We start from the raw sequence: 22,118 nt of genomic DNA, 5'->3' as shown, positions 1-22,118 counted from the left end.
AACGTGACGGACTACGCGAGGTTGTTCCGGCTCGACGGGAAGCACGTGGTGGTGATTGGTGCCGGCAGTGGCATCGGTCGCGAGAGCGCGCTGGCTTTGGCCGCGCATGGCGCGCGGGTGACCTGCGCCGACCGGGACCTCCCCGCCGCCGGGGAAACGGTGGCTCGCGGCAGCGATGAGCCCACCGGATCAGCTGGCGGGCTCACGGCGTACGAGCTGGATGTGCTCGATGATGCGGCGATCGAGCGGGCGGTCGGCGAGCTCGGGCCGGTCGACGTGCTGGTGTTCACCGCGGCGACCAACGTCCGGAAGCGGATCGTGGACTACAGCGGCGAGGAGTTCGACCGGGTGGTGTCGCTCAACCTGCGGGCGTCGTTCCAGCTGATCCGGGCCTTCGGCAAGGAGATGGCGGCGCGGGGGAGCGGCAGCATCATCGGGTTCAGCTCGATCCGCGGTACGACCGTCGAGCCCGGGCAATCGGTGTACGCGGCAACGAAAGCCGGCCTCGTCCAGCTGCTCCGGACCGCGGCCGCCGAACTCGGACCGTACGGCGTCCGCGCCAACGCGATCGCCCCCGGCGTCGTCGAGACCCCGCTCACCGCGCAGATCAAGGCGAACCAGGCCTGGTACGACGCCTACGCGCAGAAGGGGGCGCTCGGTCGCTGGGCCCAGCCGAGCGAACTGGCCGGCGCGGTCGTCTACCTCGCGTCCGACGCCGCTAGCTTCGTCACCGGCAGCGTCCTCGCGGTCGACGGCGGCTGGACCGCGGTCGACGGGCGCTTCGACCCACCCAACTGAGCGTCCGCGGACCTCGCACCGTTTGATCCCGACCCCAAGGAGCATGCATGAGTCTCGCCGATCTGACCGCGACCGACCTGCTGTCTCGCTTTCGCAACGGTTCGCTCTCCCCTGTCGAGGTGATCGACGACGTACTCGCCCGGGTCGAGGAGCTGGAGCCGCGGATCTGCGCCACGTACGCGCTCGACCCGGACGGTGCCCGGGCCGCGGCCCAGGAATCCGAGCGCCGCTGGCGTGACGGGGTCGCCGGTGCGCTCGACGGCGTACCCGTGACCGTCAAGGAGAACATCGCCACCCGCGGCACCCCGGTCCCACAAGGCACAGCCGCCACCGAGCTGATCCCTGCCACAGAGGACGCGCCGGCGGCGGCTCGGCTCCGCGCCGCCGGGGCAGTGATCTTCAGCAAGACGACGATGCCGGAGTACGGGATGCTCTCGTCAGGCGTGTCGACCTTCCACCACCTGACACGCAACCCGTGGGACCTGTCGAAGACGGCCGGCGGCTCGAGCGCCGGCGCGGCCGCCGCCGCAGCGGCCGGCTACGGACCGATCCACATCGGGACCGACATCGGTGGCTCGATCCGTCTGCCCGCCGGGTGGTGCGGCCTGGTTGGCCTCAAACCCACGCACGGCCGGGTCGCGGTCGGCAACCCGTACCCGGGCCGGGCGATCGGCCCCCTCATACGTACGGCGGCGGACGCGGCGCTGGCCTTGTCCGTCATGTCCGGATATGACCCGCGCGACCACACGTCCCTCCCGGCCGCGTCGGACAGTTACGAGGTCACCGTCGAGGGTCTCCGCGTGGCGTTGCTGCTGGACGCCGGGGTCGGCCTGCCGGTGGACCCTGAGGTGACCGCGGCCGTCTCGTCGGCGGCCGCCGTACTGGAGAAGGGCGGCGCGGTCGTCGAGCCGATCGGCCCGATCATCACGCGCGAGATGCTCGACGGGTTGGATCGCTTCTGGCGGGTGCGGTCCGCGGTGGACATCGCGGCGTTGCCCGAGGAACGCCGGGCCAAGGTGCTCCCGCAGATCCGTTCGTGGGTATCGACGGCCGGTGATGTGTCGGGTTTCGACGTCTTCCACGGATACAGCCAGATGGGCGCTATGGCGGCTGCGGTGACCGGTGTGTTCACGTCGTACGACGTCATCTTGTCGCCGGTGGCGCCGATCACCGCGTTCCCGGCCGAGCTCGCGTATCCGACGGACGATCCGTCGAAGCCGTTCGAGCACATCGGGTTCACCGTGCCGTACAACATGTCGGCCCACCCCGCGACCACCGTGAACGTCGGTTGGTCGACGTCGGGTCTACCGATCGGGGCGCAGCTCGCCGTACCGCATCACCAAGACCTGAAGGCGCTCGCCCTGGCCGAGTATCTAGACAGCTGGCAGACCGACCGGCGCGAGTGGCCGATGGGCTGAACTCTCGGTGGTAGGACGAAACGAGTCGCGGTAGACGCTGGGTGGGACGCCGACGTGTTCTTTGAACAGGGTGCGGAAGTTGGCTGAGGTGCCGAGGCCGCAGCGCCGCGCGACAACCTCCACCGTGAGGTCGCTGGATTCGAGCAGCTCCCGTGCGCGGCTGAGTCTGGCTTCCAGGATCCATCGCATCGGTGGCCGCCCGGTCTCGGTGTTGAAGTGCCGGATGAGGGTACGTCGGGACAATCCGGCCTCTTGTGCCAGTTGATCCACAGTGAGCGGCTGATCGAGGTTGAGCAGCGCCCACTCGTACACACCCGTCAGGCCGCCTGTGCGTCGCACGGGCAGGTCGATGTACTGGGCTTGGCCGCCGGTGCGGTGAGGGGCGGTGACGAGCATGCGGGCGCGCTGGTTTGCCGCGCGGTCCCCGAAGTCGCGACGGATGAGGTGCAGGCACAGGTCCAGTCCGGCGGCGACACCGGCCGAGGTCAGCACGTTGCCTTCGTCGACGTACAGCACCTTCGGCTCGACCGAGACCTGCGGGTACTGACTGGCCAGGGACTCTGCGTGCCACCAGTGCGTCGTGGCACTCCGACCGTCGAGCAAGCCTGCGGCCGCGAGCGCAAACGCGCCGGTGCAGATAGACATCATGCGGGCGCCCCGCGCTGCGGAGTCAGCCAGCGCGGCGCAGACCGCGTCAGACGGCACAACCGGCTCGGCCTGCCCAGGAACGATCACCGTGTCGGCGGATCGCAGGCAGTCCAACCCGTGCTCGATGAGGATCGCTGGGCTGCCGTGCAACTGGACTGGGCCTGGCTGCTCGGCACACACGGTCAGTTCGTACGGCCCGTCCCGCCAACTGCCGAAAACCTGCAGCGGAATCCCAAGGTCCAGCGCGAGAGCATCTGGGAGGACCAGGACAACGACATGATGCGCATCGCTGGGGGTCCGATCGGGCATGGCACGATCCTATCGTTGCATGGCGTGCGTGCCACTGACGGTGTCACCTTGCTCGCGTTTACGGTCGGATCATGAACTCTTCCGATCGCATCCCGGCGCTGCCCGACAGTCCTGTCGCGCGGCGCGCTGTCGAGCTCGCCGTGTCCGCCGAGAGCGAGCCCGTTGCCAACCACAGCATCCGCAGTTACCTGTTCGCCACACTGCTCGCCGAGCATGAAGGGCTGAAGCCGGGCGTCGACTTCGAGGCCGATCTGCTCTTCTACGCCTGCGTCCTGCATGACCTCGGCACCTCGCCATCGGTGCCGGGCAAGCAGCGCTTCGAGGTCGAGGGTGCCGATATGGCCGCCGAGTTCCTGACCGAGCACGGGTACGGCGCGCACGAGATCGATCCGGTCTGGGAGGCGATCGCGCTGCACACCACACCCGGTATCGCCGAGCGCCGGGGAGTGCTCACCAACCTCACTCGTCGAGGCGTGGCAGTCGACTTCGGCGTCGGCGCCGAGTTTATGACAGACGCTCAGGGCGAGGTTGTGCACCAGCGCTACCCGCGGCTGAACGTGGTCACCGTCCTGGTCGACGAGATCGTCCGGCACGCCGCCCGCTCCCCACAGGCCGCCGCCCGCTACACCCCCGGCGGCGAACTCACCCGCGAACGAAAGGAACTCGGCGCGCCAACGAGTCTCGAACTCGTTGCGACCGCCTCACGCTGGGGAGCGTAGCCAAAGTCCCCGCTCAGAATTCGCCGTAGACCTGGACCTTGGTGCCGATAGGGGTGTCGGCGAAGATTTCGTGGATTTCGGGGCGGAGGACGCGGACGCAGCGGTGGCTGGCGGGGTAGGGCTTGATCAGGGAGTTGACCCGGGAGCCGTGCAGGGCGATGCCGGGACGGTCGCGGAGGAAGTAGAGGGAGTCGTACATGAACGCGTCGTCGTACAGGCTGCTCTCGTGTGCGCCGGCCCACTTGCGCCAGACCTCGCCGGTGCGGTTCGGGGTTTCGTACCCGGGTGCGCCGGTCGAGATCCAGACGATCCGCTTGTAGGTCTTCCCAACGATTTGATACAGGATCTGGCAGGTCTTGTTCACGTAGATGCCGGGCGAGCGGGTCGGCGCCGGCCGCTTGGTTGCGTTGAGCACCGAATACGCGTCGTTGAGGGTGAGCCCGGCGCGGCTGACCGGCATGCCGTTGGTCTCGCGCCACGCGCACAGCGCCTGCTTGGCCCGCGCGGTGATGTCACCGTCGATGTCGCCGACCGGGTACCCGAGCTTGTCCAGCTGCCGCTCGACGCGCAAGGCGTAGTACTGCGGCTTCTGCTTCACCGTGGGCTTCGGCTTCACCGGCGTCGGCTTGGCGGTCGTCGGTGTCGCGGACGGCGTACCCGACGTCTTGGGGGAGGGAGTCGACTCGCTCGCGGCCACGTCGGAACACCCGGCGAGCACGAACGCTAGTACGACGGCACCGGCAACGAGACCACGTCGACGAGACACGATTCCCCTCTCCCTCGAGCACTTTTCAGAGTCGCAGAACCACGCCGTGTGATCCGGCAGCGACCCGCCGAGATTAGTGCTCCGAGGGTTCCCCGGACGCGTCGTTCCCCGATCCCGTCACCGAACCGTTGTCGACGACAGGTCCGGGGTCGTCCCGCAGCCTGCTGTACAGATACCCGTCCCGGTACTTCCTGGCCCGGAACTCGCACGCCCGGATCACCCCTTCGAGGGTGAAACCGGCCTTCTCCAACGCCTTCTGTTCGGCCAGATTCTCCGGATGCGTCGCGTCCTGGATCCGCTGCACGGGCGTGTGGTGGAAGAGATAGTCAGATCCCCTTCACCGACAGGCCGCAGCTCGATCCACATCCGGCCAGACTAGGTCGATCGGGGGGTTAGAGACCGAGGTCCCGAAGGAACTGAGGCTTGTAGGCCTGCATCACGACGTACCGCTGATCCGGCACCTCCATGCCCGCGTTCTTCGCCGCGTCACTGGCAGCGTCGTGCTCACCCACCGGCACACTCGGGTCGGTCCAGTCCTGCTCGGCCGAATTCCACCGCGTCACCGTGTACTCGGCTTCGATCTTGTCGTGGGCGACCAGTTCCTTGGCGGTCCGCTCCGCTTCCTGCGCATCCTCGAGGGTGTGCGTGTAGAGCAGCATCCGGTTCCCGTCGCGGGTCACCGTCACCTGACTCCCGAGCCGCTTCTGCGCGTCATCGTCCAGATCCAGCGCCCGCAACCGCTCCCAGAACGTCAACCTGTGCTCGTCGTTCCCGAGCACAACCTCAACCCGAAACTCCTCATCCGCCATGTTCGACACCCTACCTACTGGAAGCCTCTCGGCCGTCGCGGCAGGGGGTCGTCGGCCAACATGCGGGACAGGTGAATCGTTTTGCTTCGATCGACTAGAGTTCTGAGTCATGGAGCTGAGGCACTTGGAACACTTCGTGGCGGTGGCCGAGCAGAAGCACTTCACGCGGGCGGCCGAGGCGATGTCGATCTCCCAGTCCGGCCTGTCCGCCTCGATCCGCGCCCTCGAACGCGAGCTGCGCGCCTCCCTCTTCGTCCGCAACACCCGCAGCGTCGAGCTCACCGAGGCCGGCCGAGCCCTGCTGTGCGAGGGTCGCCGTACTCTCGCCGCCGCTGAGGCAGCCAAGGACGCGGTCGCTGCGGTCCAGGGTCTGCTGCGCGGTCACCTGACGGTCGGCCTCGAGCAGTGCCTCGGCGTGGTCGACGTACCGGCTCTGCTGGCCAAGTTCCGCTCCGCCTATCCCGGTGTCGAGATCGAGGTCCGCCAGGGCGGTTCCACCCCGATGCTCGACGAGCTGGCGTCCGGTCGCCTCGATGTCGCGTTCGTCGCCACGGACGGTGGCCGCATCGACGGGTTGGACCTCCGCCCGCTCTCCCGGGAGTCGATGGTCCTCGTCTGCGCCCCCGACCACCGCCTCGCCAAGGCGACCGCGGTCTCCCTCGACGACCTGGTGGGGGAGTCGTTCGTGGACTTCGACCCGACCTGGGGCGCCCGTACGATCTCCGACCTGGCCTTCACCACCGCCGGCGTCGCTCACCCCGTGACGATTGAGGTGAACGACGTACACACGCTCCTGGCCCTGGTCGCCCACAACCTCGGCGTAGCCCTCGTCCCCGAACGCATCGCCGCCAAACGCGGCGACCACATCACCGTCGGCCTCACCCCCGGCAGCGCCGCCGACTGGCAGGTCTCCGTAGCCGTCCCCACCGGCACCGCCGCCTCCCTGGCCGCCGACGCCCTCCTCGGCATGCTCCCGACCACCGCGACGCATACTGCAGACTCGCGACGCTGATCCGGTCGAACGGCCAGCGCCTTCACCGAGCGTCCTGCAGCAACGTCGCGCCGACGGGCTTCACGCGGGCGAGTACGGCGTCGATCCGCGTGAGCGTGTCCGGGTGCAAAGTGATGTCGGCCGCGGCCAGGTTCTCGGATATGTGCGCCGGCGTACGACTGCCCGGGATCGGTACCACCGCCGGATCCTGGTGCAGCAACCAGGCGAGCGCGAGCTGGCTCCGGGTGATCCCGAGGTCCGCGGCGAGCGACCGGAGAGCGGCGTACGACGCGTTGTTCGCTGTGAGACTGTCCGAGTCGAACCGAGGCGCGTTGTTCCTGAAGTCGTCCTCGCCGAGATTCTGCACGGTGCCGGTCAGGAAACCCGCACCGAGCGGGCTCCACGGTACGACGCCGATGCCGAGTTCACGCGCAGCCTCGAGCAACTCGGGATCCACCGGCCGCCACATCGACCACTCGGTCTGTACTGCGGCGATCGGATGTACGACGTGCGCCCGCCGCAGCTCGTCCGGCGTCACGTTCGACACTCCGAGGTGGCGAACCTTGCCATCGGCAACGAGTTGGCTCATGGCGCCGACGGAGTCCTCGATCGGCACCTGCGGGTCGGGGAAGTGGAGATAGTAGAGGTCGATCGCGTCGATCCCGAGGTTGCGCAGGCTGTTCTCCGCGTACGCACGGATGTATCTCGGCTCGGCATTCACCAGCAGCTCTTCGAACGCGAAGCCGACCTTCAATGGATGCGCTTGCGCGCCGTCGGCCAGGGCGAGGCCGAACTTGGTCGCCACGGTGATCTCCTCGCGACGCCCGCGAATCGCCCGCCCGACCAATCGCTCGTTGTGACCATCGTCGCCGTACGCATCACTGGTGTCGATGAACGTCCCGCCGGCCTCGATCGCCGCGTGGATTGCCGCGACCCCGCCCTCGTCGTCGATCTCGCCGTACATGCCCGGCGACAGCACCATCGCGCCGAACCCGATCGGTGGTACCTGGAGCCCGCCGAGAGTGCGAAGTGTTGTCATGGCTCCACCCTCAGGTCGCGGGTGCTTGCCGGTCCAAGACCTGTTGATATAACCATCGGTTATGGATGCGCATTTGCGGGAGCTGCGCTACTTCGTCGCGACGGCCGAGGAACTGACCGTGACGGCTGCGGCCGCACGCCTGTTCGTCTCCCAGCCCGCGCTGTCCAAACAGCTGCGCGCGCTCGAGCGTCGGCTCGGGTTCGAGCTGTTCCAGCGACTGCCGCGCGGCCTGGCCCTCACCGACCAGGGGAGTGCTCTGCTCCCCGTCGTACGCGCGATGCTCGAGACCTGGGACCGCGGGTACGTCGAGGCGCGAGCACTCAGCCACCCTCAGCAGTTGGTCGTCGGCATGCAAACCGCCATCGGCCGCGACCTCCAACGCCCCGCGGCCAAGCGCTTCCGCGAACGCGCCCCCGGCTGGACGGTCTCCTTGCGGCTCGTCGGCTGGGATGACCCAACCGCCGGCCTGGCCGACGCCACAAGCGACGTCGCCTTCGTCTGGCTACCGGTACCTGAAGAGCTGGCAACCCGAGTCCTGATCCGCGAAGACCGCTGGGTAGCCCTGCCCTCAGGACATGCGCTCGCCGACCGCGCCGAGATCCCCTTCGCCGCACTGCTTGACGAACCATTTGTCGCCTTGCCAGTCGCAGCAGGCCCACTCCGAGACTTCTGGCTGGCGCTGGACGCCCGCCCCGGCTCGGCGCTGATCGCAGCAGAGGCCACGGCTGCCGACGAGGTCCTGGAACTGGTCAGTGCAGGCGTCGGCGTCGCCCTCATCGCCGAGGGCAACGCTCGCCTCTACGAGCGTCCCGGCCTGACCTTCCGCCCCGTCCCCGACCTCCCGCCCGCCGAACTGGCCATAGCCTGGCGCCGCACCGATTCCCGCGACATCGTCCACCTCTTCGTCGACTCAATCGGGTGATTGCGCTAGAACGACGACCGGCGGCGCCTCAGCGATGCGGGCCTGTACGCCGTACTCCAGCCGGCCCGCGCAGCTATGGCGCAGCCGTCCCACAACCTCTCATGTGGGCGGTAGCGTTTCCGCATGGCGCAGAACCACGATCCTCAGTCGAGCTCGGTCAGTCAGGCCGAATTGCTGGAACAGTTCAAGGCGGTCATCGCGGGCAGGGGCACCGATGACCTGAGCAGACTGCTTCCGCAGCTGCTGGGTGCCGCGATGCCTGGGCTGGATCCGTTCGGCCAGACGCCACCGCCTTCACGGCGGCGAGCACGTCGTGCCGACGTCGTCACCTTTCGGGTGCGCGTCGATCTGACGGGGACCAAGCCCCCGCTATGGCGGCGGCTAGAGCTCGCCTCTGACCTGTTCTTGAACGAGGTCCACGAAGTCATTCAGGCTGCATTCGGATGGACCGACAGCCACTTACACGAGTTCGCCTCGGGCAAGGACTACTACCACCCTGCGAGCGAGCATTATCTCTGCCCGTTCGAAGACGGCCGGATCGGCGTACCCGAAGAGGACGTACGCCTCGATGAGGTACTCGCGAAGCCGGGTGACAAGCTGTTCTACCTGTACGACTTCGGCGACGACTGGATGCACGTGATCAAGCTCGAAGCCGTGCTGCCCCGGGAGGACTCCGCTGCCAAGGCTGTCTGCATCGGCGGCCGAGGTCCTGGCCCGAGTGAGGACTGTGGCGGGGTCTATGGCTACGAGCTGATCACCGCCGCGCTCGATCCCACGCATCCAGGACATGCTGAGGCGGTCGCCGACTATGCCCGCATGTACGGCGAAGACGCCGAACCCGGCGATTACGCGCCCTCCTCGTTCGACCCCGACGAGATCAACGAGATGCTGGCCGGGTTCAGCGAGGGTGAACCAGATCTTCCTGGACCGCTCGGCGGACTCGTCCTGGCGATCCGCTCAACGACACACAGAAGGCTGTTCCAGCGGATGATCGTCGACGCGGACCTGGACGCGGCTGTTGAGATCGACGCTGATACCGCGGCGCAGATGGTCTCGCCGTACCGTTGGCTGCTTGACCGTGTTGGGGATGACGGCATCAAACTGACCGGCGCCGGCTACCTGCCGCCTGTCCATGTGGAAGCCGCTATGGCCGAACTCGGACTGGGCGAAGAATGGATCGGCAAGGGCAATCGAGAGATTCAGACCATGCCCGTACTGGCCCTGCGAGAGTCGGCACAGGCGATGGGCCTGCTTCGGAAGCACCGCGGAACACTTCTCCTGACACGGTCCGGACGTGCCGTCCGCAATGATCCGCTCGCACTGTGGTGGCACCTGGCCGAGCGGATGCCACCGGCGTCCAGAGACGCCTGTGAAACCCAAGCCGGGCTCATTCTCTTGGCGACTCTCGCCGCGCGATCCACCGATGAGCCGGACAGGACCATCGCGGAGTTGCTCAGCGCGATCGGCTGGATGAGTAGCGATGGAATATCGATGACGCCATCTCTGGCCGGCCAAGCGGTCTGGGACACCAGGGCTGCACTGCACCGGCTCGGAGCCTACGTCAGCGAGCCTGGCATCCACCGCTGGTCCGCCACACCCACGCCGCAAGGCGTGACGTTCGCGAGGGCCGCACTGCGCACCTGGTCTCCCAAGTCCTGACGAAGCTCCAGGTCCCGCCGCCGCTTTCAAAGCTCACGGCATCGGCGGGCCGACCTAGGAGCGCGCATCGCCCGTACGCCGCTGTACTTGCGCACGGGCGATGCTTCGCCGGTCTCTTACCAGGCGTAGTCCTCGGGGGAGGTCTTGTAGCCGGGGAAGATCTCGTCGAGGCGGGCGAGGGCCTTGTCATCGAGCTTGATGTCGACCGCGCGTACGGCGGACTCGAGCTGCTCCATCGTCCGTGGGCCGACGATCGGACCGGTCACGGCCGGCTGGTGCAGCAGCCAGGCCAGCGCGAGCTCACCGGGCTCGTGGCCGAGCTCGTCCGCGAAGGCCTCGTACTGCTCGATCTGCGGGCGGAGCCTTTCGAGTGTCTCCTTGGCGCGGCCCTCGAGGCGGCGTACGCCCTCGTTCTCCTTGCGGACGACACCGCCGAGCAGACCGCCCTGCAGCGGCGACCACGGGATCACGCCGAGGCCGTACTCCTGCGCGGCCGGCAGCACCTCGCGCTCCACATCGCGCACCAGCAGGTTGTAGATCGACTGCTCGCTGACCAGGCCGATGTAGTTGCGTCGCGCCGCGGCCTCCTGGGCCTGCGCGATGTGCCAACCCGCGAAGTTGCTGGATCCGGCGTACAGGATCTTGCCCTGCTGGATCGCGACCTCGATCGCCTGCCAGATCTCGTCCCACGGCGTTGCGCGGTCCACGTGGTGGAACTGGTACAGGTCGACGTAGTCCGTCTGCAGCCGCTTCAGCGACGCGTCGAGCGCGCGCCGGATGTTGAGCGCCGACAGCTTCCCTTCGTTCGGCCATCCCTCGCCCATGTCGCCGTAGACCTTGGTGGCCAGCACGGTCTTGTGCCGGCGCGCCGGGTCCTTCGCGAACCACTCGCCGATGATCTCCTCCGTGCGACCCGGGTAGATGGCCCGCCCGTACCCGTTGGCCGTGTCGAAGAAGTTGATGCCCTTGTCATGCGCCGCGTCCATGATCGCGTGCGCGTCCCCCACCTCGGTGTGAGGACCGAAGTTCATCGTCCCCAACACGATCCGACTAACCGACAAACCAGTACGCCCAAGATGAGTGAAGTCCATACCCCCACCCTTGCTCGCCGGCGCCGACTCTTCCAACAAAATAATCAGGTCAGTGCCATCACTTGAGCTTCTGAGTCAACCTGCTCCGGACCACTTCGGTCGGGATGGCGCCACCTTCAGCGATCGCATCCAGCAGCGGTCCCACGAGGGCGGGGTCGTGCGTGTGCTGAAGATCGAGGTCGAGACCGCGGCGCTCGCACGTACGGCGAAGCGCGGCGAACAGGGGCGCATCCTGCTCGCGGACGAGACCGCCGCCGACAACCACTGTGACAGGATCGGCCAGCCCACAAGCGCGGGCGAGGCTGAGGATGTAGTCGGCCAGGCGTTCCGTCTGCGTGTCGACAAGCTCGGCCACCACCGGGTCGTCATCGATGAGCTCCAGAACTGACGGGGCGTACGCCGCAAGAGCCGCAAAGGTGAACGCGTTGCCTCGCGCGGTGGTCGTCTCAAGCATCTCCTCCGGAGTCGATGCTCCGAACAGCGGCGGAAGTACAGCGGTGAGCTTCGTCGACTCAGCCATCCCGAGCTGGGAAAGATAGACCGCTCGCAACGCCTCACTCACCAGACCGGCGCCGCCGAGCGGGTGCTGCAGCCACCACGACAGCGCCCACTCTCTCAACGGACCCCGGCCGGCCAGTGCGGCCCCGGTGCCGAGTACGACGGAGACACCCTGTCCATCGAGCCGGCCGCACCGAATCAGCGCGAAACCGTCGTTCTTGATGCTGAAGGCCCCCTTATCGAAGAGGCCGCCCAGCGCCGCATTCCAGAACTGTTCGTCGACGGGCCAGTCGACACCCGCCAACCGGAAGGCCGCATGCCTGACTTGGGACGGCCCGATGCCCGCGGAGTCGAGTACATCGCCGACGAGGCCGAGGACGACTGCTTTGGCGGCCTCCGGCCCGGCCGGCGCGTAGATGTCGCCGACACCGCCCCGGGCGAGGCCGACGAGGTCACCGTCGGCCGTCGTCAACCCCGCCCAGGTCTTGGTGTTGCCGGCGTCGACAGCGAGAAAGAGGTCTGTCACCTCAGAAGTCTTTCAGGCAGGTACGCCGCGTGCGCCGCGGCCATCTCGTCGTACAAGTGCTCCGCGACCGACAGATCGGGCACCAACGGGTTCGCGATGAGCGCCCGGATCGCGTCGGCGCGGGTGCCCTCCCACGCAGCCTTCGCTGCCAGCATCTGGTAGTCGGCCGAGCTGACGCGTGATGCCCCGAACAGCAAGCGGCAGCGGCTGTTGCGGGTCGATGTGGCAGCCCTTGCGGTTCACGGTGCAGTAGACCTCGACGACGGTCTCCGCGTCGAAGCCCGGGAGCGCATTGTCAACATTAGGAAGGTTGACAGGCAGACGTGCGCCCGTGTCGTTGTAGTAGGCACTCATCACGTCGATCGCCAGCTCGAGCTCGTGGATCCCGCCCCGCGACCGGGCCGGATCGAGGTGCGGATGGCTGGACTCGGCCTGCTCGCGGTAGTGATCCCAGTACCCGGGAACCGCGTTCATGATGACTTCCGAGCGGGTTCGAGGCGCGGCCTGCTGGTCTCGGAACACCTCGTTACGGAAGTAGTAGTAGTTGAAGTAGTCCGACGGAATGGAGCGCATCACCACGGCAAGGTGCAGCGCCCGCTTCGAGTTGGCATCGAGGGTCGGGTCGTCCTTGCGGGCTTCCCAGGCCGCGTCGAGCAGCGGCATGACGTCCTCGCCGTCGTACAGGTGCTCGTAGCTCCAGCAGTTGTGGTTGACACCGGCCATGGTGACCTTGGCACGATCAGGGTCGAGCCCGGCCGCCCTGAGTACGACGGGCGGGAACACGATCGGCCCCTCGCACATCGAGTAGATCGGGACGGGCGTGTAGTCCGCGACCGCCTGGGACACGATGTTGACCGGGTTGGTGTAGTTGAAGATCACCGCGCCTGGGGCAACTGCCTGCAGGTCATCGGTGATGCTGCGCATGTCGTTGATGGAGCGCAGTGCCATGAAGAACCCACCGGGCCCCTGGGTCTCTTGCCCGATCACGCCGTGCTTGAGCGGAATGCGCTCGTCGAGCGCGCGGGCGGCGAAGTTGCCGGGACGGAAGCTGGTCAGTACGGCGTCGACGTCAGCCAGTCCGGCGCGCTGATCCGTCGTCGCCGTGACGGTGATGTTGTCACCGCCTTCCACAGCGAGCTTCTCGGCGATGCGGCGTACGGTCTCCAGGCGCTCCGGGTCCTGGTCGATGAGCACCACCTCCGAACCCGCGAACTCCGGTCCGTGCCACAAGAACGAGGCCATGGTGCCGGCCGCTCTGGAGGATCCTCCGCCGATGTAGGCCATCTTGATTCGAGCCATGTCTTTATGAGACCCCTTCTCGTTCTGACTTGGGTGCGGCTTCTTCGTCCGCGTAGATGAGGGCGTTGCGGCAGTCGTGGACGATCGTTGCCGGCCACATCGGGTCGTAGCTGTCGGCCTGGCGAACCCGGTCGAAGGCATACGCCTTGTTGGGTCCCCACAGGAGCATCGCCACGGAATGCGAGAGCTCGGCCAGTTCCGCCGTACCGATCGTGACGCCGTACGTCGGGACGTCGGCTGGGGACTGTAGATGCGGGAAAGTGGACAGGTTGTCTCTCCGCGTCGACTCGGGCAACTTCACGACCCGGGTCGGCGCGTCCCGCGGCGTACCTGGTCCGTTGAGAGCGACGTGACCGTCGCCCTGGCCACTGGCGAGCAGGAAGAGATCGATGCCGCCCAGAGCAAGCACTTCATGCTCGAGGGCGCCGGGCTCGTTGGGGTCGGGGGCGACGAGACTGTCCTGACGAAGTCCAAGGGGGCCTAGCAGATTTCGTTGGGCCCAGCCGATGCAGCTGTGCGGCGTGCTGGGGGACAGCAGCTCCCATTGTCCGGCTTGCCCCGTGACGTACTCGTCCATCATCACCACCTGCAGGCCGTCCACGCGGACCCCGCGCTGAAGCGCCAGTCGGCCCAATGCGGCGGCGACTGGCGTCGCACTGCGACCGGCGGGAAAGCCGACGACGTACCGATCCGCGGCGGCAAGCCGGTCCAGAATCTGCTCGGCCACGACTTCGCCGATCTGGGCAGCAGAGGACAGCACGGTTATAGGTGTCGCCACGTCACTCCTTGACCGCGCCGGCCATGACGCCGCTGATGAACTCACGCTGGAAGAACAGATAGAGAGCCACGACCGGCAGCGACACGATCAGCGAGCCGGCGGCCATCAGGTTGACCTGCAGCACGTGCCGGCCCTGAAAGGCGCCGAGGGCAACGGTCGCGGTCTGCTTCTCGGGATCGCCGAGGAAGATCAGCGACAGGAAGAAGTCGTTCCAGGTCCACATGAACGACAGGAGGACCAGGGTGAGGACCGCCGGACGAGCCATCGGGACGAGGATGCGCCACAGGGTGCTCCACACGCTGGCTCCGTCGACAGCGGCGGAGTCCATCACCGAGCGGGGGAGCGCTCGGAACGTCGCCCGCATCCAATAGGTCCCGAACGGAACTCCCATGCCGAGCTGGATGATGACCAGTCCCAGCCACGAGTTGGTAAGGCCGATGTTCTGGAACTCGTAGTACAAGGGGATGACGATCACTTCGGTGGAGACCATCATCCCCAGTAGGATGACCGGGAAGAGGAACCGCTCGCCGACCACTCCGAGGATGCCGAACGCGTAGCCGGACAGGACGGCGAGCACGGTCTGTCCGATGACGGCGGACACCGTGATGACCAGGGACGCGTACATCGAGTGGGCGAGGTTCCCGTCGTGCCAGGCCGCCCCGAAGTTGCTCCACGCAATCTGCGAGAAGTCCAGTGCGCCCGAGGTGTTCGGGCTGAGGGAGGTCAGGACGAACCACGCGACGGGGAACAGCACCCCGATCGTCAGCGCGATGACGATCACGTAGTTCGTGGCGCGCTCGTACCTGGAGATCATCGGTCTTTGTTCTCCATGATCCTTGTGATGCCGACCGCGATGCCGAGGCACAGGACGGCCAGGACCACCCCGGTCGCGGAGGCCTTGCCGACATCCGGGTTGACGAAGGCCAACTGGTACAGGAGAAGCGCCGGGGTAGTGGTGGCAGTCCCCGGGCCGCCCTGGGTCGTGATGTAGACCATGTCGAAGGTCCGCAGGGCGCCGGTGATGGTCAGGGTCAGTGCGATGGCCATCTGGCCGCGCAGGCTGGGGAGGGTGATCAGCCTGAACTCCTGCCACCGCGTCGAACCGTCCAGCCGCGCGGCCTCATAGAGCTCGTCCGGGATGGCCAGGATGCCGGCGAGGAACAGCACCATCGTGAACCCGAAGCCACCCCAGACACCGATCATGCCGAGCGACGGGAGGGCCCAGGTGAAGTCCCCGAGCCAGTTGCGGGTCAGGTGGTCCAGGCCGACCCAGCGCAGTGCGCCGTTCAAGGGACCATCAGGCGCGTAGATGCGTTTCCAGATGATCGCCACGACGACACTCGTCAGCACCTGCGGGAGGAAGAGGAACCAGCGGTAGATGCCCTCGCCACGGATCTTCGCGCGGCTGAGCAAGGCGGCACTGATCAACCCGAGGCCGAGCGGTATCAGGCCGAACATGAGGATCAGGACCAGGACATGTCCGAAGGCGGCGTACATCCGTGGGTCGCGTCCGAACTCGAGGTAGTTCTGGAGTCCGACCCACGACGGCTCGCTGACGCCGTCCCACTTGTAGAACGAGTAGTTGACCGTCTGGAGCAGCGGTACCAGGACGATTGCGCCGTACAGCAGGAGGGCGGGCGACAGGTAGAGCAGCCCGATCCAGCGCCTCTTTTGGGCCTGCCTCGAGGCCGTTCGCGACCTCGGTTTCGCGCCGACCGCCAGACGAGAGGTCTGAACAGTCATCGTCGTCCGGCCTGGAACTTGTCGTAGTCGGCCTGAACCGCCTTGACCAACTCGTCAGGCGCGCTCCGGCCGGCCAGCAGCAACTGGACCTGACCGCCGAGGGTGTCCAGCATCGAGGGCGTCGACCAGTCGAAGTACGGGACGTAGCCGTTGTCCTTGTCCAGCGACCGCTGACCGGCGATCTCCGTGCCGAACTCGGCGTTGTCCGTCGGTGCCTTGACGTCGTTGAGCAGAGGGAGGAAGCCGTTCTCGACGACGTACTGCGCGGTCTGCGGGCCCGCGAGGAAGTCGAGGAACGAGGCGGCGACATCCGGGTGCGCGCACTTCGAGCCGAGCGCGACGGCGGTGGATGCGCCCGTACCTACGACCTTCCCACCAGTGGCCTGGGGGAGTTGGACGTACCCGTACTCCTGCTTCTGGGCACCCTTGAAGGCCAGCGTTCCCGTGTACTCGAAGCGGAACGCGGACTTCCCCTTGAGGAACGCGTCGATCGCGTCGGCGTACTGGATGCCGGCATGGTTCGGCGTCAGCCAGCTCTTGGCCTGGTACGACTTCAGGCGCTCGGCCGCCTCCGACAGCCCGATGTCGCCGGCCTTCACGGCTCCCGTCGAGTAGACGAAGTCGTTGATCTTCTTCTGATCGCCGAACAGATCCTGCAGCGCCAGCAGGATCGCCGTCGACGAACCCTTGTCCTGCGACCCGTAGCCGATCGGTACGACGCCCGCGGCCTTGGCCTTCTCACACGCGGCCTCGAAGGACGCGAGGTCGGTGGGCACGGTGGCGCCGATCCGGTCCAGCACTGTCTTGTTGTAGTAGAGGCCGATCAACGACGAGCTGGCGACCGGTGTGGCGAACAGCGATCCGGAGCCCATCTCCTTGCCGTCCGACGTGAACTGGGTCTGCCGCAGGATCGTGCTCGGGAACTTGTCCCAGCCGAACGCCTTCGAGTAGCCGTCCAGGTTGAGGACCAGTCCCGCCTTGGACAACGTGCCCAGGGACTGCCAGCCGTTGTTGACCGTGATGATGTCCGGCGGGTTCTTCTCCTTCAACCGCAGGTTGGCCGTCTGGGTCAGCTGACCCCAGTCGACGGACGTGCGCTTGATCGTCACGTTCGGGTACTTCTGCTGGTACGCCTTCACCGCGTTGGCCACCCACTGAGCGGCATCGCCGGACCACCAGTCCAGCATCGACAGCGTCACCGCGCCGGCCTTGGCGACGTCGATCGACGTGGCCGGCGCGGACGGGGCACTGCTCGCCTTGGTGCCCTGTGGCGCGCAACCAGCAAAAGTGAACAGGCCGAGCGCTGCCCCCGACTTCAACACCGTCCGCCTGGTAACCATCGTGACTCCTTCGTCCGTGACTTTCCAACCACCCTACGACTCCGAAACCAGTTATGCCAGTCCCAACCAGTTGGCTATTTCGAGCGCAGTTGGATGGCGAAACTGGTATAGTAAGTCCCGTGACAGCAGCAGAACCCGCGGTTGAGCGTGTCAAGAAACGGATCCACGAGGGCATCGTCAGCGGGCGATATCCGAGCGGAAGCAGGCTGCCGAGCGAACGCCAGTTCGCCCTCGAAACCGGCCTCAGCCGCATGACCGTCCGGGCCGGCTTCCAGGCCGCATCCGACGACGGCCTGATCCTCCCGTCACCCCAACGAGGTTGGTATGTCCGCGACCTCGTACTCCGCGAACCTCCGAGCCGACTCCAGTCCTTCACCGAGATGGCTCATGACCTCGGCTTCCGCCCCAGCTCCGAACTCCTCGACCGCCGCGAACGCCCCGCCACCCTCGACGAGGCGCACCGTCTGCACCTCGCGCCCACGACCCCCATCGTCGCGATCCGCCGGCTCAGAGGCATGGACGGCCGACCGGTGACCGTCGAGGACCTCGTCATCCCGGTCGCCATCGCCCCCTGGCTGACCACCGTCGACCTAACCGACGCGTCCCTCTATGAACTCTTCTCGGACCACGGCATCGAGTTCTCCTACTCCCGCTACACCGTCCAGGCCCAGAACGCCGACGCCACCCTCGCCACGCTCCTGAACCTCCCCGCCGGAGGCGCCATCCTGGTCGCCACCGAAATAGCCTTCACCCAAGACACCACGCCCCTCCTCTCGGGCACCAACCACTACCGAGGCGACGCCTACCAATTCACCGCCGACCTAACCCGGTAATGGGTCTGACCCACGCGGGCTACGCACGCGTTCCTCGTCGCTCCGCTCCTCGTCACGCCCGCTTCGCGCGCTCCCACCCACCCCCCGGCTCATCGCCGGTGTACCCATGCCAGCTACCGCCGGCGACCTGCGGGCTGCCGCCAAGGTGCCGCGCGCTCCTGCGCGTCGCGCGCCATCAACCACCCCTGCGACCGCCCGTGCGCGAAAACAACTGTCCACGCCTATCGGCAGCCGAATGCCCTTCTCGACATCGACCGGCACCTCGACAGGCTCGTAGGTCAGCAATGCGCAGTCAGTTCACCAGCCGAGCTTCGCGGCCTCATCGCGAGCGTGAATGGCGACCGCGAGCGGGAAGTCCGCCGTGTCGTAGCGGACGACGGAGGCGCCACGACTCGATAGCTCGTCCTCGACGGCATCCGCGGTCAGGTCATCGCGACCGGTTAACACCAGGATGGTTCCCACGATCAGTAGTTGTCCGTGGACTTGTCCGACCCCGGCCGCTGTCCACCCGGAATGGGCGTCTCGGTGTTCGTCTCCGGCAACGCTGCCGCGATCGGGTGGTACGGATTGCCGGTCGCGGACGCGTTCAACTGCAGATCGGCGCTCTACGACATCGGCAGCTCCAGTGACTTCGCCTCGGCCGGCGACGACAGGTGACGAACCCCGAACGAACAACGTTGCTCATGGCATCCTCCTCGTTGTTGATGGCTGGAACGGCTGACAGACGCGGGCGTCAGGGATCCGGCACGCCTGCCAGCCGGTCTTTGGTCCCCGTCTGAGTCGTCAGACGGCTGCACAGGGCGTGTGAGCTCAGACGGGACGGTCGTGAGGGAACGGCGCGTTTGTGATGACTCATCCCGCGCCGCCGGAGCTGAGAAACCGCGCCGGCTCGTTGGTCACCCGAAGGCTGGCGAATCGCTGTTGCATCGCACGCTCGAACCGAGCCGCAGACGCCGGTTCGCAGACATGGTCCACGATCACGTGCTCCCCGAACCAAACACGTACTCGGCGTTCGGTGCCGGCCAGCTCAGCGGTGGTCATCGATCCTTTACGTCCTTGATGAGATCGCGAACCATCAAGACGGCGAGCACGGCGGCGACGATGAGGAGCGCCCACATTTCAGCGATCACGCTGAGTCGTCCCTTCACAGCTTTGTGAGTCGGATGTCATACAGCGAACCATCGGCTACGGTGAGTCGGAACCCGCGACGCAACGCGGGTGCGGTGAAAGCGGTGAACGCCGCGCCGGACCAATGGCTCCGGGTGGCTTGGGAGGATTCGGTGTCCCGGGGACGGCAACGAAACGAGATGCTCGCTGCGGTGATCGCCGAGGCGCAGTGGTCACATGCCCAGGTCGCGATTGCGTTCGGCCGAGTCGCGGCTGAGCGCGGCGCTCACGGCCTCGCCGGCATCGGCCGATCTCATATCTCCCACTGGGTGGCCGGCACGGTCCCTTCGGCGGCGGCACCTGACATTCTGGCGGAAACCCTGACACGCCGTCTTGGCCGAACAGTGACGACAGCCGAGATCGGTCTCACAGATGCCGATGCTATGCCAGTGCTCGATTGGGATGCGGATACCCTTGCGACGCTTGTCGATCTCGGGAGAGGCACCTTGGATGTCGAGCGCAGGTCGATTCTGCGGGCAACCGGCTATTCGGTCGCCGGTCTCGTGCTCCCCGGCGAATCTTGGTGGAACCGGATGGTCCGGACAGCTGAGGGCCGGTCGACGGGCGCGCGATCGGCAGGCGCCGGCGACCTTGAGGCTGTGCGCGAGACAGTCGAACTGTTCACTCGGATCGACCAACGACGCGGTGGCGGTCATGCGCGCACAGCCGTCGTGCAGTACTTGACGTCCGACGTGGCGGGGTATCTACGGGCGTCGTACGCCGACCCAGCCGTACGACGCGGCATGTTCGCGACTGCTGGTGAACTGGCGTATCTGGTGGGCTGGATGGCGTTCGACAACGGCGAGCACGCCATCGCGCAGCAATACTTCGCTGTCGCCGTGAAGTTGGCGGCTGAGGCGGACGATCCACCTCTGGCAGGACATGTTCTTCGGGCGATGGCGCATCAGGCGGTTGACCTAGGCCACGGCAGACAGGCCGTCCATGTCGCGGAGGGCTCGATCGCGGGAACGCGGTACTCGGCGGCCTCGCCGAGGGAACGAGCACTGATCGGAGTCGTGCACGCTCGTGCGTTGGCCGCGGATGGCCAGAAGGCAGCAGCCGCGCGAGCGCTCCTTCGCGCCGAGGCTGACCTCTCATCCGCGAGTCCCGGAGACGACGAACCCGGTCGAGTGTTCTTCTTCGGTGAAGCCAGCCTCGCGCACGAAACCGCCTGCACTTTGCGCGACCTGGGCGACCTGAAGGGGGCCGTCCGAGAATTCCAGCGCAGCGGTCGAACCCGCAAGGCGGCGACCTTCACCAGGACCCACGCAGTGACGTTGGGCTACCTTGGCTCGGTTCAGGCGCGAAGCGGCAACCTCGATGAGGCCTGCGGCACCTGGTCCGAAGCCCTCGACGTCATGGACGGCGTCCAATCAGCGCGGGCCAGGCAGGTCGTGCGGGATATGCGCTCAAGTCTCTCGGTCTATCGTGCTAGAGGAATTCGTTCCGTCGCCGAGTTGGACAGCCGTGCGGCTCGTTACCTTGCGGCCGCGGGCCGATGACTCCGCGGCGACGACAGAGAGGATCGTATGAGTCAGCCCATCACTGTGGAGCCTGTTGCCTACCTCGTCGGTGGGCGCGCACAACCGACCGACGACTACTGGGGCGGAACCCAGGCGATCATCCGCATCGACGGCCAGAGGTTCACCGAGGAATCCACCCGAGGGCTGGAGGACTTCTCACACCTCGAGATCGTGTTCCACTTCCACCTAACGGACCAAGACGATCTCAACCTGGGAGCGCGGCGCTCACGGGACAACCCAGACTGGCCCGAAGTCGGAATCTTCGGACACCGCAACATGCGCCGGGTCAACTGGCTCGGTGTCTCACGCTGCCGCCTCCTGAAGGTCGACGGCCTCGACCTCATAGTGGAAGACCTCGACGCGGTCGACGGCACGCCCATCCTCGACATCAAACCCTGGTTCGCCGAATTCGCCCCCCGAGGCGAGAGTCGCCAACCCTCCTGGACGACCGAGATGCTGACCGACTACTTCGCTCCATCGGAGAGCGCTGGCCGCGATCTTCGACACTGAGCAGGGGTTCGAGTTCGGTGCCGTGCTCACAGTCGACCGCCGCATTCAGGCCCGTAATCACCTGAGGGAGCATCAGGCCAGATCGCGGAGGCTGCCGGCGGCCTGGAGGTCCGCAAATCGGCGAGTAATTTGGCTTGCGATCGACGTGTCGTGAACTAGGAGCCCTGCCTCAAGGTTCTTCTCGACCGCCGCGTAGGACAAGTTCGCACTGGTCACGAGGGCGGTGTGGCCGTCGATCACGAGGACCTTCGAGTGCTGCATGCGTGCGGTGCCAGTCACGCTGTCGTGGAAGCCGAGAACTCGTGCACGCGGTACGGCACCTCTGATGGCCTCTGCGCAGTCCTTTTGCTGGCTCACGTCGGCGATGACGGTGATGGACAACTTTCGCCGTGCGGCACGCAGCAACGCCTGGACGAACGGCGCAGTCGCTGTGCCCGAGTACGTGGATGCGAGAACCGACTCTTCGGCTTCGTCGATGAGACGTACGATCGCCGATGTCGTGCGAACCGAGTCACCAGGCAACTGTGGTCCGCTCCAAACGAGAGTCGGTGGAGTTGGCACCCGCTCCGCTGTCGCGGCTATCGCCCGCAGTGTCGCTGCTACTGCGTGCTTGTTGGTGAAACCCTGGAGAATCTCCCGGACGAGTCCTTCCGCCTGCCCTCGCTTGTCCGCCGCGAGGCTCCGCACCGCACGACGAGGCATCCCGTCGATCACAAGGCTGTCTGCCACTCG

General features: G+C 66.6%; 25 protein-coding genes. 10 read left to right on the top strand and 15 right to left on the bottom strand.

The window, feature by feature from the left end; translation table 11 throughout:
- Positions 1–3: 3 nt before the first annotated feature.
- Both OG555_RS41060 and OG555_RS41055 read left to right on the top strand, forming a co-directional pair.
- Positions 4–798, top strand: a complete 795-nt coding sequence (locus tag OG555_RS41060) for an SDR family NAD(P)-dependent oxidoreductase (RefSeq protein WP_329479322.1) — start codon at positions 4–6, stop codon at positions 796–798.
- Between the two features lie 47 nt (positions 799–845).
- Positions 846–2,216: an amidase gene (locus OG555_RS41055; RefSeq protein ID WP_329479320.1), complete on the top strand. Its 1,371-nt coding sequence runs from the start codon at positions 846–848 to the stop codon at positions 2,214–2,216.
- Here the strand turns inward: OG555_RS41055 and OG555_RS41050 are convergent.
- Complete coding sequence (locus tag OG555_RS41050) at positions 2,172–3,173, bottom strand: GlxA family transcriptional regulator (RefSeq protein ID WP_329479318.1); 1,002 nt, start codon at positions 3,171–3,173, stop codon at positions 2,172–2,174. The two genes, OG555_RS41055 and OG555_RS41050, sit on opposite strands and share 45 nt — an antisense overlap.
- Positions 3,174–3,244: 71 nt before the next feature.
- Here OG555_RS41050 and OG555_RS41045 point away from each other — a divergent pair, with 71 nt between their 5' ends.
- Positions 3,245–3,892, top strand: coding sequence for an HD domain-containing protein (locus OG555_RS41045; protein WP_329479316.1), 648 nt, complete (start codon positions 3,245–3,247; stop codon positions 3,890–3,892).
- A gap of 13 nt (positions 3,893–3,905) precedes the next feature.
- On the opposite strand, the gene OG555_RS41040 is transcribed toward OG555_RS41045, so the two are convergent.
- The 3 genes from OG555_RS41040 to OG555_RS41030 form a co-directional block, all read right to left on the bottom strand.
- A complete protein-coding gene (locus OG555_RS41040) occupies positions 3,906–4,658 on the bottom strand; it encodes a L,D-transpeptidase family protein (protein WP_329479315.1) in 753 nt (250 codons plus the stop codon).
- A 73-nt stretch (positions 4,659–4,731) separates the two neighbouring features.
- Positions 4,732–4,962 (bottom strand): GNAT family N-acetyltransferase, encoded by a 231-nt coding sequence (locus tag OG555_RS41035; protein WP_329479313.1) that lies wholly within the window; start codon positions 4,960–4,962, stop codon positions 4,732–4,734.
- 88 nt (positions 4,963–5,050) lie between these two features.
- Positions 5,051–5,467 (bottom strand): hypothetical protein, encoded by a 417-nt coding sequence (locus tag OG555_RS41030; protein WP_329479311.1) that lies wholly within the window; start codon positions 5,465–5,467, stop codon positions 5,051–5,053.
- A gap of 109 nt (positions 5,468–5,576) precedes the next feature.
- On the opposite strand from OG555_RS41030, the gene OG555_RS41025 reads away from it, so the two are divergent.
- A complete protein-coding gene (locus OG555_RS41025) occupies positions 5,577–6,479 on the top strand; it encodes a LysR family transcriptional regulator (RefSeq protein ID WP_329479309.1) in 903 nt (300 codons plus the stop codon).
- A 22-nt stretch (positions 6,480–6,501) separates the two neighbouring features.
- Here OG555_RS41025 and OG555_RS41020 read toward each other — a convergent pair whose 3' ends face one another.
- Positions 6,502–7,497: an aldo/keto reductase gene (locus OG555_RS41020; RefSeq protein ID WP_329479307.1), complete on the bottom strand. Its 996-nt coding sequence runs from the start codon at positions 7,495–7,497 to the stop codon at positions 6,502–6,504.
- 61 nt (positions 7,498–7,558) lie between these two features.
- Here OG555_RS41020 and OG555_RS41015 point away from each other — a divergent pair, with 61 nt between their 5' ends.
- Both OG555_RS41015 and OG555_RS41010 read left to right on the top strand, forming a co-directional pair.
- Entirely contained in the window at positions 7,559–8,419 is an 861-nt protein-coding gene (locus OG555_RS41015) for a LysR family transcriptional regulator (protein WP_329479305.1), read from the top strand.
- A gap of 123 nt (positions 8,420–8,542) precedes the next feature.
- Positions 8,543–10,078 carry a plasmid pRiA4b ORF-3 family protein gene (locus OG555_RS41010; protein WP_329479303.1) on the top strand — a complete coding sequence of 512 codons (1,536 nt, stop codon included), beginning with the start codon at positions 8,543–8,545 and terminating at the stop codon, positions 10,076–10,078.
- 116 nt (positions 10,079–10,194) lie between these two features.
- Here OG555_RS41010 and OG555_RS41005 read toward each other — a convergent pair whose 3' ends face one another.
- The 7 genes from OG555_RS41005 to OG555_RS40975 form a co-directional block, all read right to left on the bottom strand.
- Positions 10,195–11,109, bottom strand: a complete 915-nt coding sequence (locus tag OG555_RS41005; RefSeq protein ID WP_329479301.1) for an aldo/keto reductase — start codon at positions 11,107–11,109, stop codon at positions 10,195–10,197.
- Positions 11,110–11,227: 118 nt separating this feature from the next.
- Positions 11,228–12,193: a hypothetical protein gene (locus OG555_RS41000; protein WP_329479299.1), complete on the bottom strand. Its 966-nt coding sequence runs from the start codon at positions 12,191–12,193 to the stop codon at positions 11,228–11,230.
- Positions 12,194–12,205: 12 nt separating this feature from the next.
- A complete protein-coding gene (locus tag OG555_RS40995) occupies positions 12,206–13,492 on the bottom strand; it encodes a family 4 glycosyl hydrolase (RefSeq protein WP_329479297.1) in 1,287 nt (428 codons plus the stop codon).
- A gap of 4 nt (positions 13,493–13,496) precedes the next feature.
- A complete protein-coding gene (locus OG555_RS40990) occupies positions 13,497–14,270 on the bottom strand; it encodes a 6-phosphogluconolactonase (protein WP_329479295.1) in 774 nt (257 codons plus the stop codon).
- A gap of 1 nt (position 14,271) precedes the next feature.
- Positions 14,272–15,084 (bottom strand): carbohydrate ABC transporter permease, encoded by an 813-nt coding sequence (locus tag OG555_RS40985; RefSeq protein ID WP_329479293.1) that lies wholly within the window; start codon positions 15,082–15,084, stop codon positions 14,272–14,274.
- Complete coding sequence (locus OG555_RS40980; protein ID WP_329479291.1) at positions 15,081–16,013, bottom strand: carbohydrate ABC transporter permease; 933 nt, start codon at positions 16,011–16,013, stop codon at positions 15,081–15,083. Before OG555_RS40980 ends, OG555_RS40985 begins: the two co-directional genes overlap by 4 nt.
- Positions 16,010–17,353 carry an ABC transporter substrate-binding protein gene (locus tag OG555_RS40975; protein ID WP_329479289.1) on the bottom strand — a complete coding sequence of 448 codons (1,344 nt, stop codon included), beginning with the start codon at positions 17,351–17,353 and terminating at the stop codon, positions 16,010–16,012. The genes OG555_RS40980 and OG555_RS40975 overlap by 4 nt, the downstream gene beginning before the upstream one ends.
- 119 nt (positions 17,354–17,472) lie before the next feature.
- On the opposite strand from OG555_RS40975, the gene OG555_RS40970 reads away from it, so the two are divergent.
- A complete protein-coding gene (locus tag OG555_RS40970; protein ID WP_329479287.1) occupies positions 17,473–18,186 on the top strand; it encodes a GntR family transcriptional regulator in 714 nt (237 codons plus the stop codon).
- Positions 18,187–18,483: 297 nt separating this feature from the next.
- Here OG555_RS40970 and OG555_RS40965 read toward each other — a convergent pair whose 3' ends face one another.
- Entirely contained in the window at positions 18,484–18,648 is a 165-nt protein-coding gene (locus OG555_RS40965; protein ID WP_329479285.1) for an MvdC/MvdD family ATP grasp protein, read from the bottom strand.
- A 9-nt stretch (positions 18,649–18,657) separates the two neighbouring features.
- Between OG555_RS40965 and OG555_RS40960 the strand changes: the two genes are divergently transcribed.
- Positions 18,658–18,843 carry a hypothetical protein gene (locus OG555_RS40960; protein ID WP_329479283.1) on the top strand — a complete coding sequence of 62 codons (186 nt, stop codon included), beginning with the start codon at positions 18,658–18,660 and terminating at the stop codon, positions 18,841–18,843.
- Between the two features lie 195 nt (positions 18,844–19,038).
- Here the strand turns inward: OG555_RS40960 and OG555_RS40955 are convergent, their stop codons facing one another.
- A complete protein-coding gene (locus OG555_RS40955; protein WP_329479281.1) occupies positions 19,039–19,227 on the bottom strand; it encodes a hypothetical protein in 189 nt (62 codons plus the stop codon).
- A 266-nt stretch (positions 19,228–19,493) separates the two neighbouring features.
- Here OG555_RS40955 and OG555_RS40950 point away from each other — a divergent pair, with 266 nt between their 5' ends.
- Together OG555_RS40950 and OG555_RS40945 are read left to right on the top strand one after the other, a co-directional pair.
- Positions 19,494–20,855 carry a hypothetical protein gene (locus tag OG555_RS40950; RefSeq protein ID WP_329479279.1) on the top strand — a complete coding sequence of 454 codons (1,362 nt, stop codon included), beginning with the start codon at positions 19,494–19,496 and terminating at the stop codon, positions 20,853–20,855.
- A gap of 27 nt (positions 20,856–20,882) precedes the next feature.
- Positions 20,883–21,386 (top strand): SAM-dependent methyltransferase, encoded by a 504-nt coding sequence (locus OG555_RS40945; protein WP_329479277.1) that lies wholly within the window; start codon positions 20,883–20,885, stop codon positions 21,384–21,386.
- 72 nt (positions 21,387–21,458) lie between these two features.
- Here the strand turns inward: OG555_RS40945 and drmC are convergent, their stop codons facing one another.
- Positions 21,459–22,088 (bottom strand): DISARM system phospholipase D-like protein DrmC, encoded by a 630-nt coding sequence (gene drmC / locus OG555_RS40940; RefSeq protein ID WP_329484937.1) that lies wholly within the window; start codon positions 22,086–22,088, stop codon positions 21,459–21,461.
- Between the last annotated feature and the right edge of the window lie 30 nt (positions 22,089–22,118).

Origin of the sequence: Kribbella sp. NBC_01484 (genome assembly GCF_036227145.1) — a bacterium.
Classification (GTDB): Bacteria; Actinomycetota; Actinomycetes; order Propionibacteriales; family Kribbellaceae; genus Kribbella.
The sequence above is the reverse complement of the archived record's forward strand: the minus strand, read 5'-3'. Positions and strand labels throughout refer to the sequence as shown.

Coding starts and splice junctions, on each gene's coding strand:
- OG555_RS40945 (WP_329479277.1), top strand. CDS start 20,883: ATGAGTCAGCCCATCACTGTGGAGCCTGTTGCCTACCTCGTCGGTGGG.
- OG555_RS41055 (WP_329479320.1), top strand. CDS start 846: ATGAGTCTCGCCGATCTGACCGCGACCGACCTGCTGTCTCGCTTTCGC.
- OG555_RS41015 (WP_329479305.1), top strand. CDS start 7,559: ATGGATGCGCATTTGCGGGAGCTGCGCTACTTCGTCGCGACGGCCGAG.
- OG555_RS41020 (WP_329479307.1), bottom strand. CDS start 7,497: ATGACAACACTTCGCACTCTCGGCGGGCTCCAGGTACCACCGATCGGG.
- OG555_RS41025 (WP_329479309.1), top strand. CDS start 5,577: ATGGAGCTGAGGCACTTGGAACACTTCGTGGCGGTGGCCGAGCAGAAG.
- OG555_RS41045 (WP_329479316.1), top strand. CDS start 3,245: ATGAACTCTTCCGATCGCATCCCGGCGCTGCCCGACAGTCCTGTCGCG.
- OG555_RS40985 (WP_329479293.1), bottom strand. CDS start 15,084: ATGATCTCCAGGTACGAGCGCGCCACGAACTACGTGATCGTCATCGCG.
- drmC (WP_329484937.1), bottom strand. CDS start 22,088: ATGCCTCGTCGTGCGGTGCGGAGCCTCGCGGCGGACAAGCGAGGGCAG.
- OG555_RS41010 (WP_329479303.1), top strand. CDS start 8,543: ATGGCGCAGAACCACGATCCTCAGTCGAGCTCGGTCAGTCAGGCCGAA.
- OG555_RS40995 (WP_329479297.1), bottom strand. CDS start 13,492: ATGGCTCGAATCAAGATGGCCTACATCGGCGGAGGATCCTCCAGAGCG.
- OG555_RS41050 (WP_329479318.1), bottom strand. CDS start 3,173: ATGCCCGATCGGACCCCCAGCGATGCGCATCATGTCGTTGTCCTGGTC.
- OG555_RS41030 (WP_329479311.1), bottom strand. CDS start 5,467: ATGGCGGATGAGGAGTTTCGGGTTGAGGTTGTGCTCGGGAACGACGAG.
- OG555_RS40980 (WP_329479291.1), bottom strand. CDS start 16,013: ATGACTGTTCAGACCTCTCGTCTGGCGGTCGGCGCGAAACCGAGGTCG.
- OG555_RS40975 (WP_329479289.1), bottom strand. CDS start 17,353: ATGGTTACCAGGCGGACGGTGTTGAAGTCGGGGGCAGCGCTCGGCCTG.
- OG555_RS40955 (WP_329479281.1), bottom strand. CDS start 19,227: ATGACCACCGCTGAGCTGGCCGGCACCGAACGCCGAGTACGTGTTTGG.
- OG555_RS41005 (WP_329479301.1), bottom strand. CDS start 11,109: ATGAACTTCGGTCCTCACACCGAGGTGGGGGACGCGCACGCGATCATG.
- OG555_RS40950 (WP_329479279.1), top strand. CDS start 19,494: ATGCTCGCTGCGGTGATCGCCGAGGCGCAGTGGTCACATGCCCAGGTC.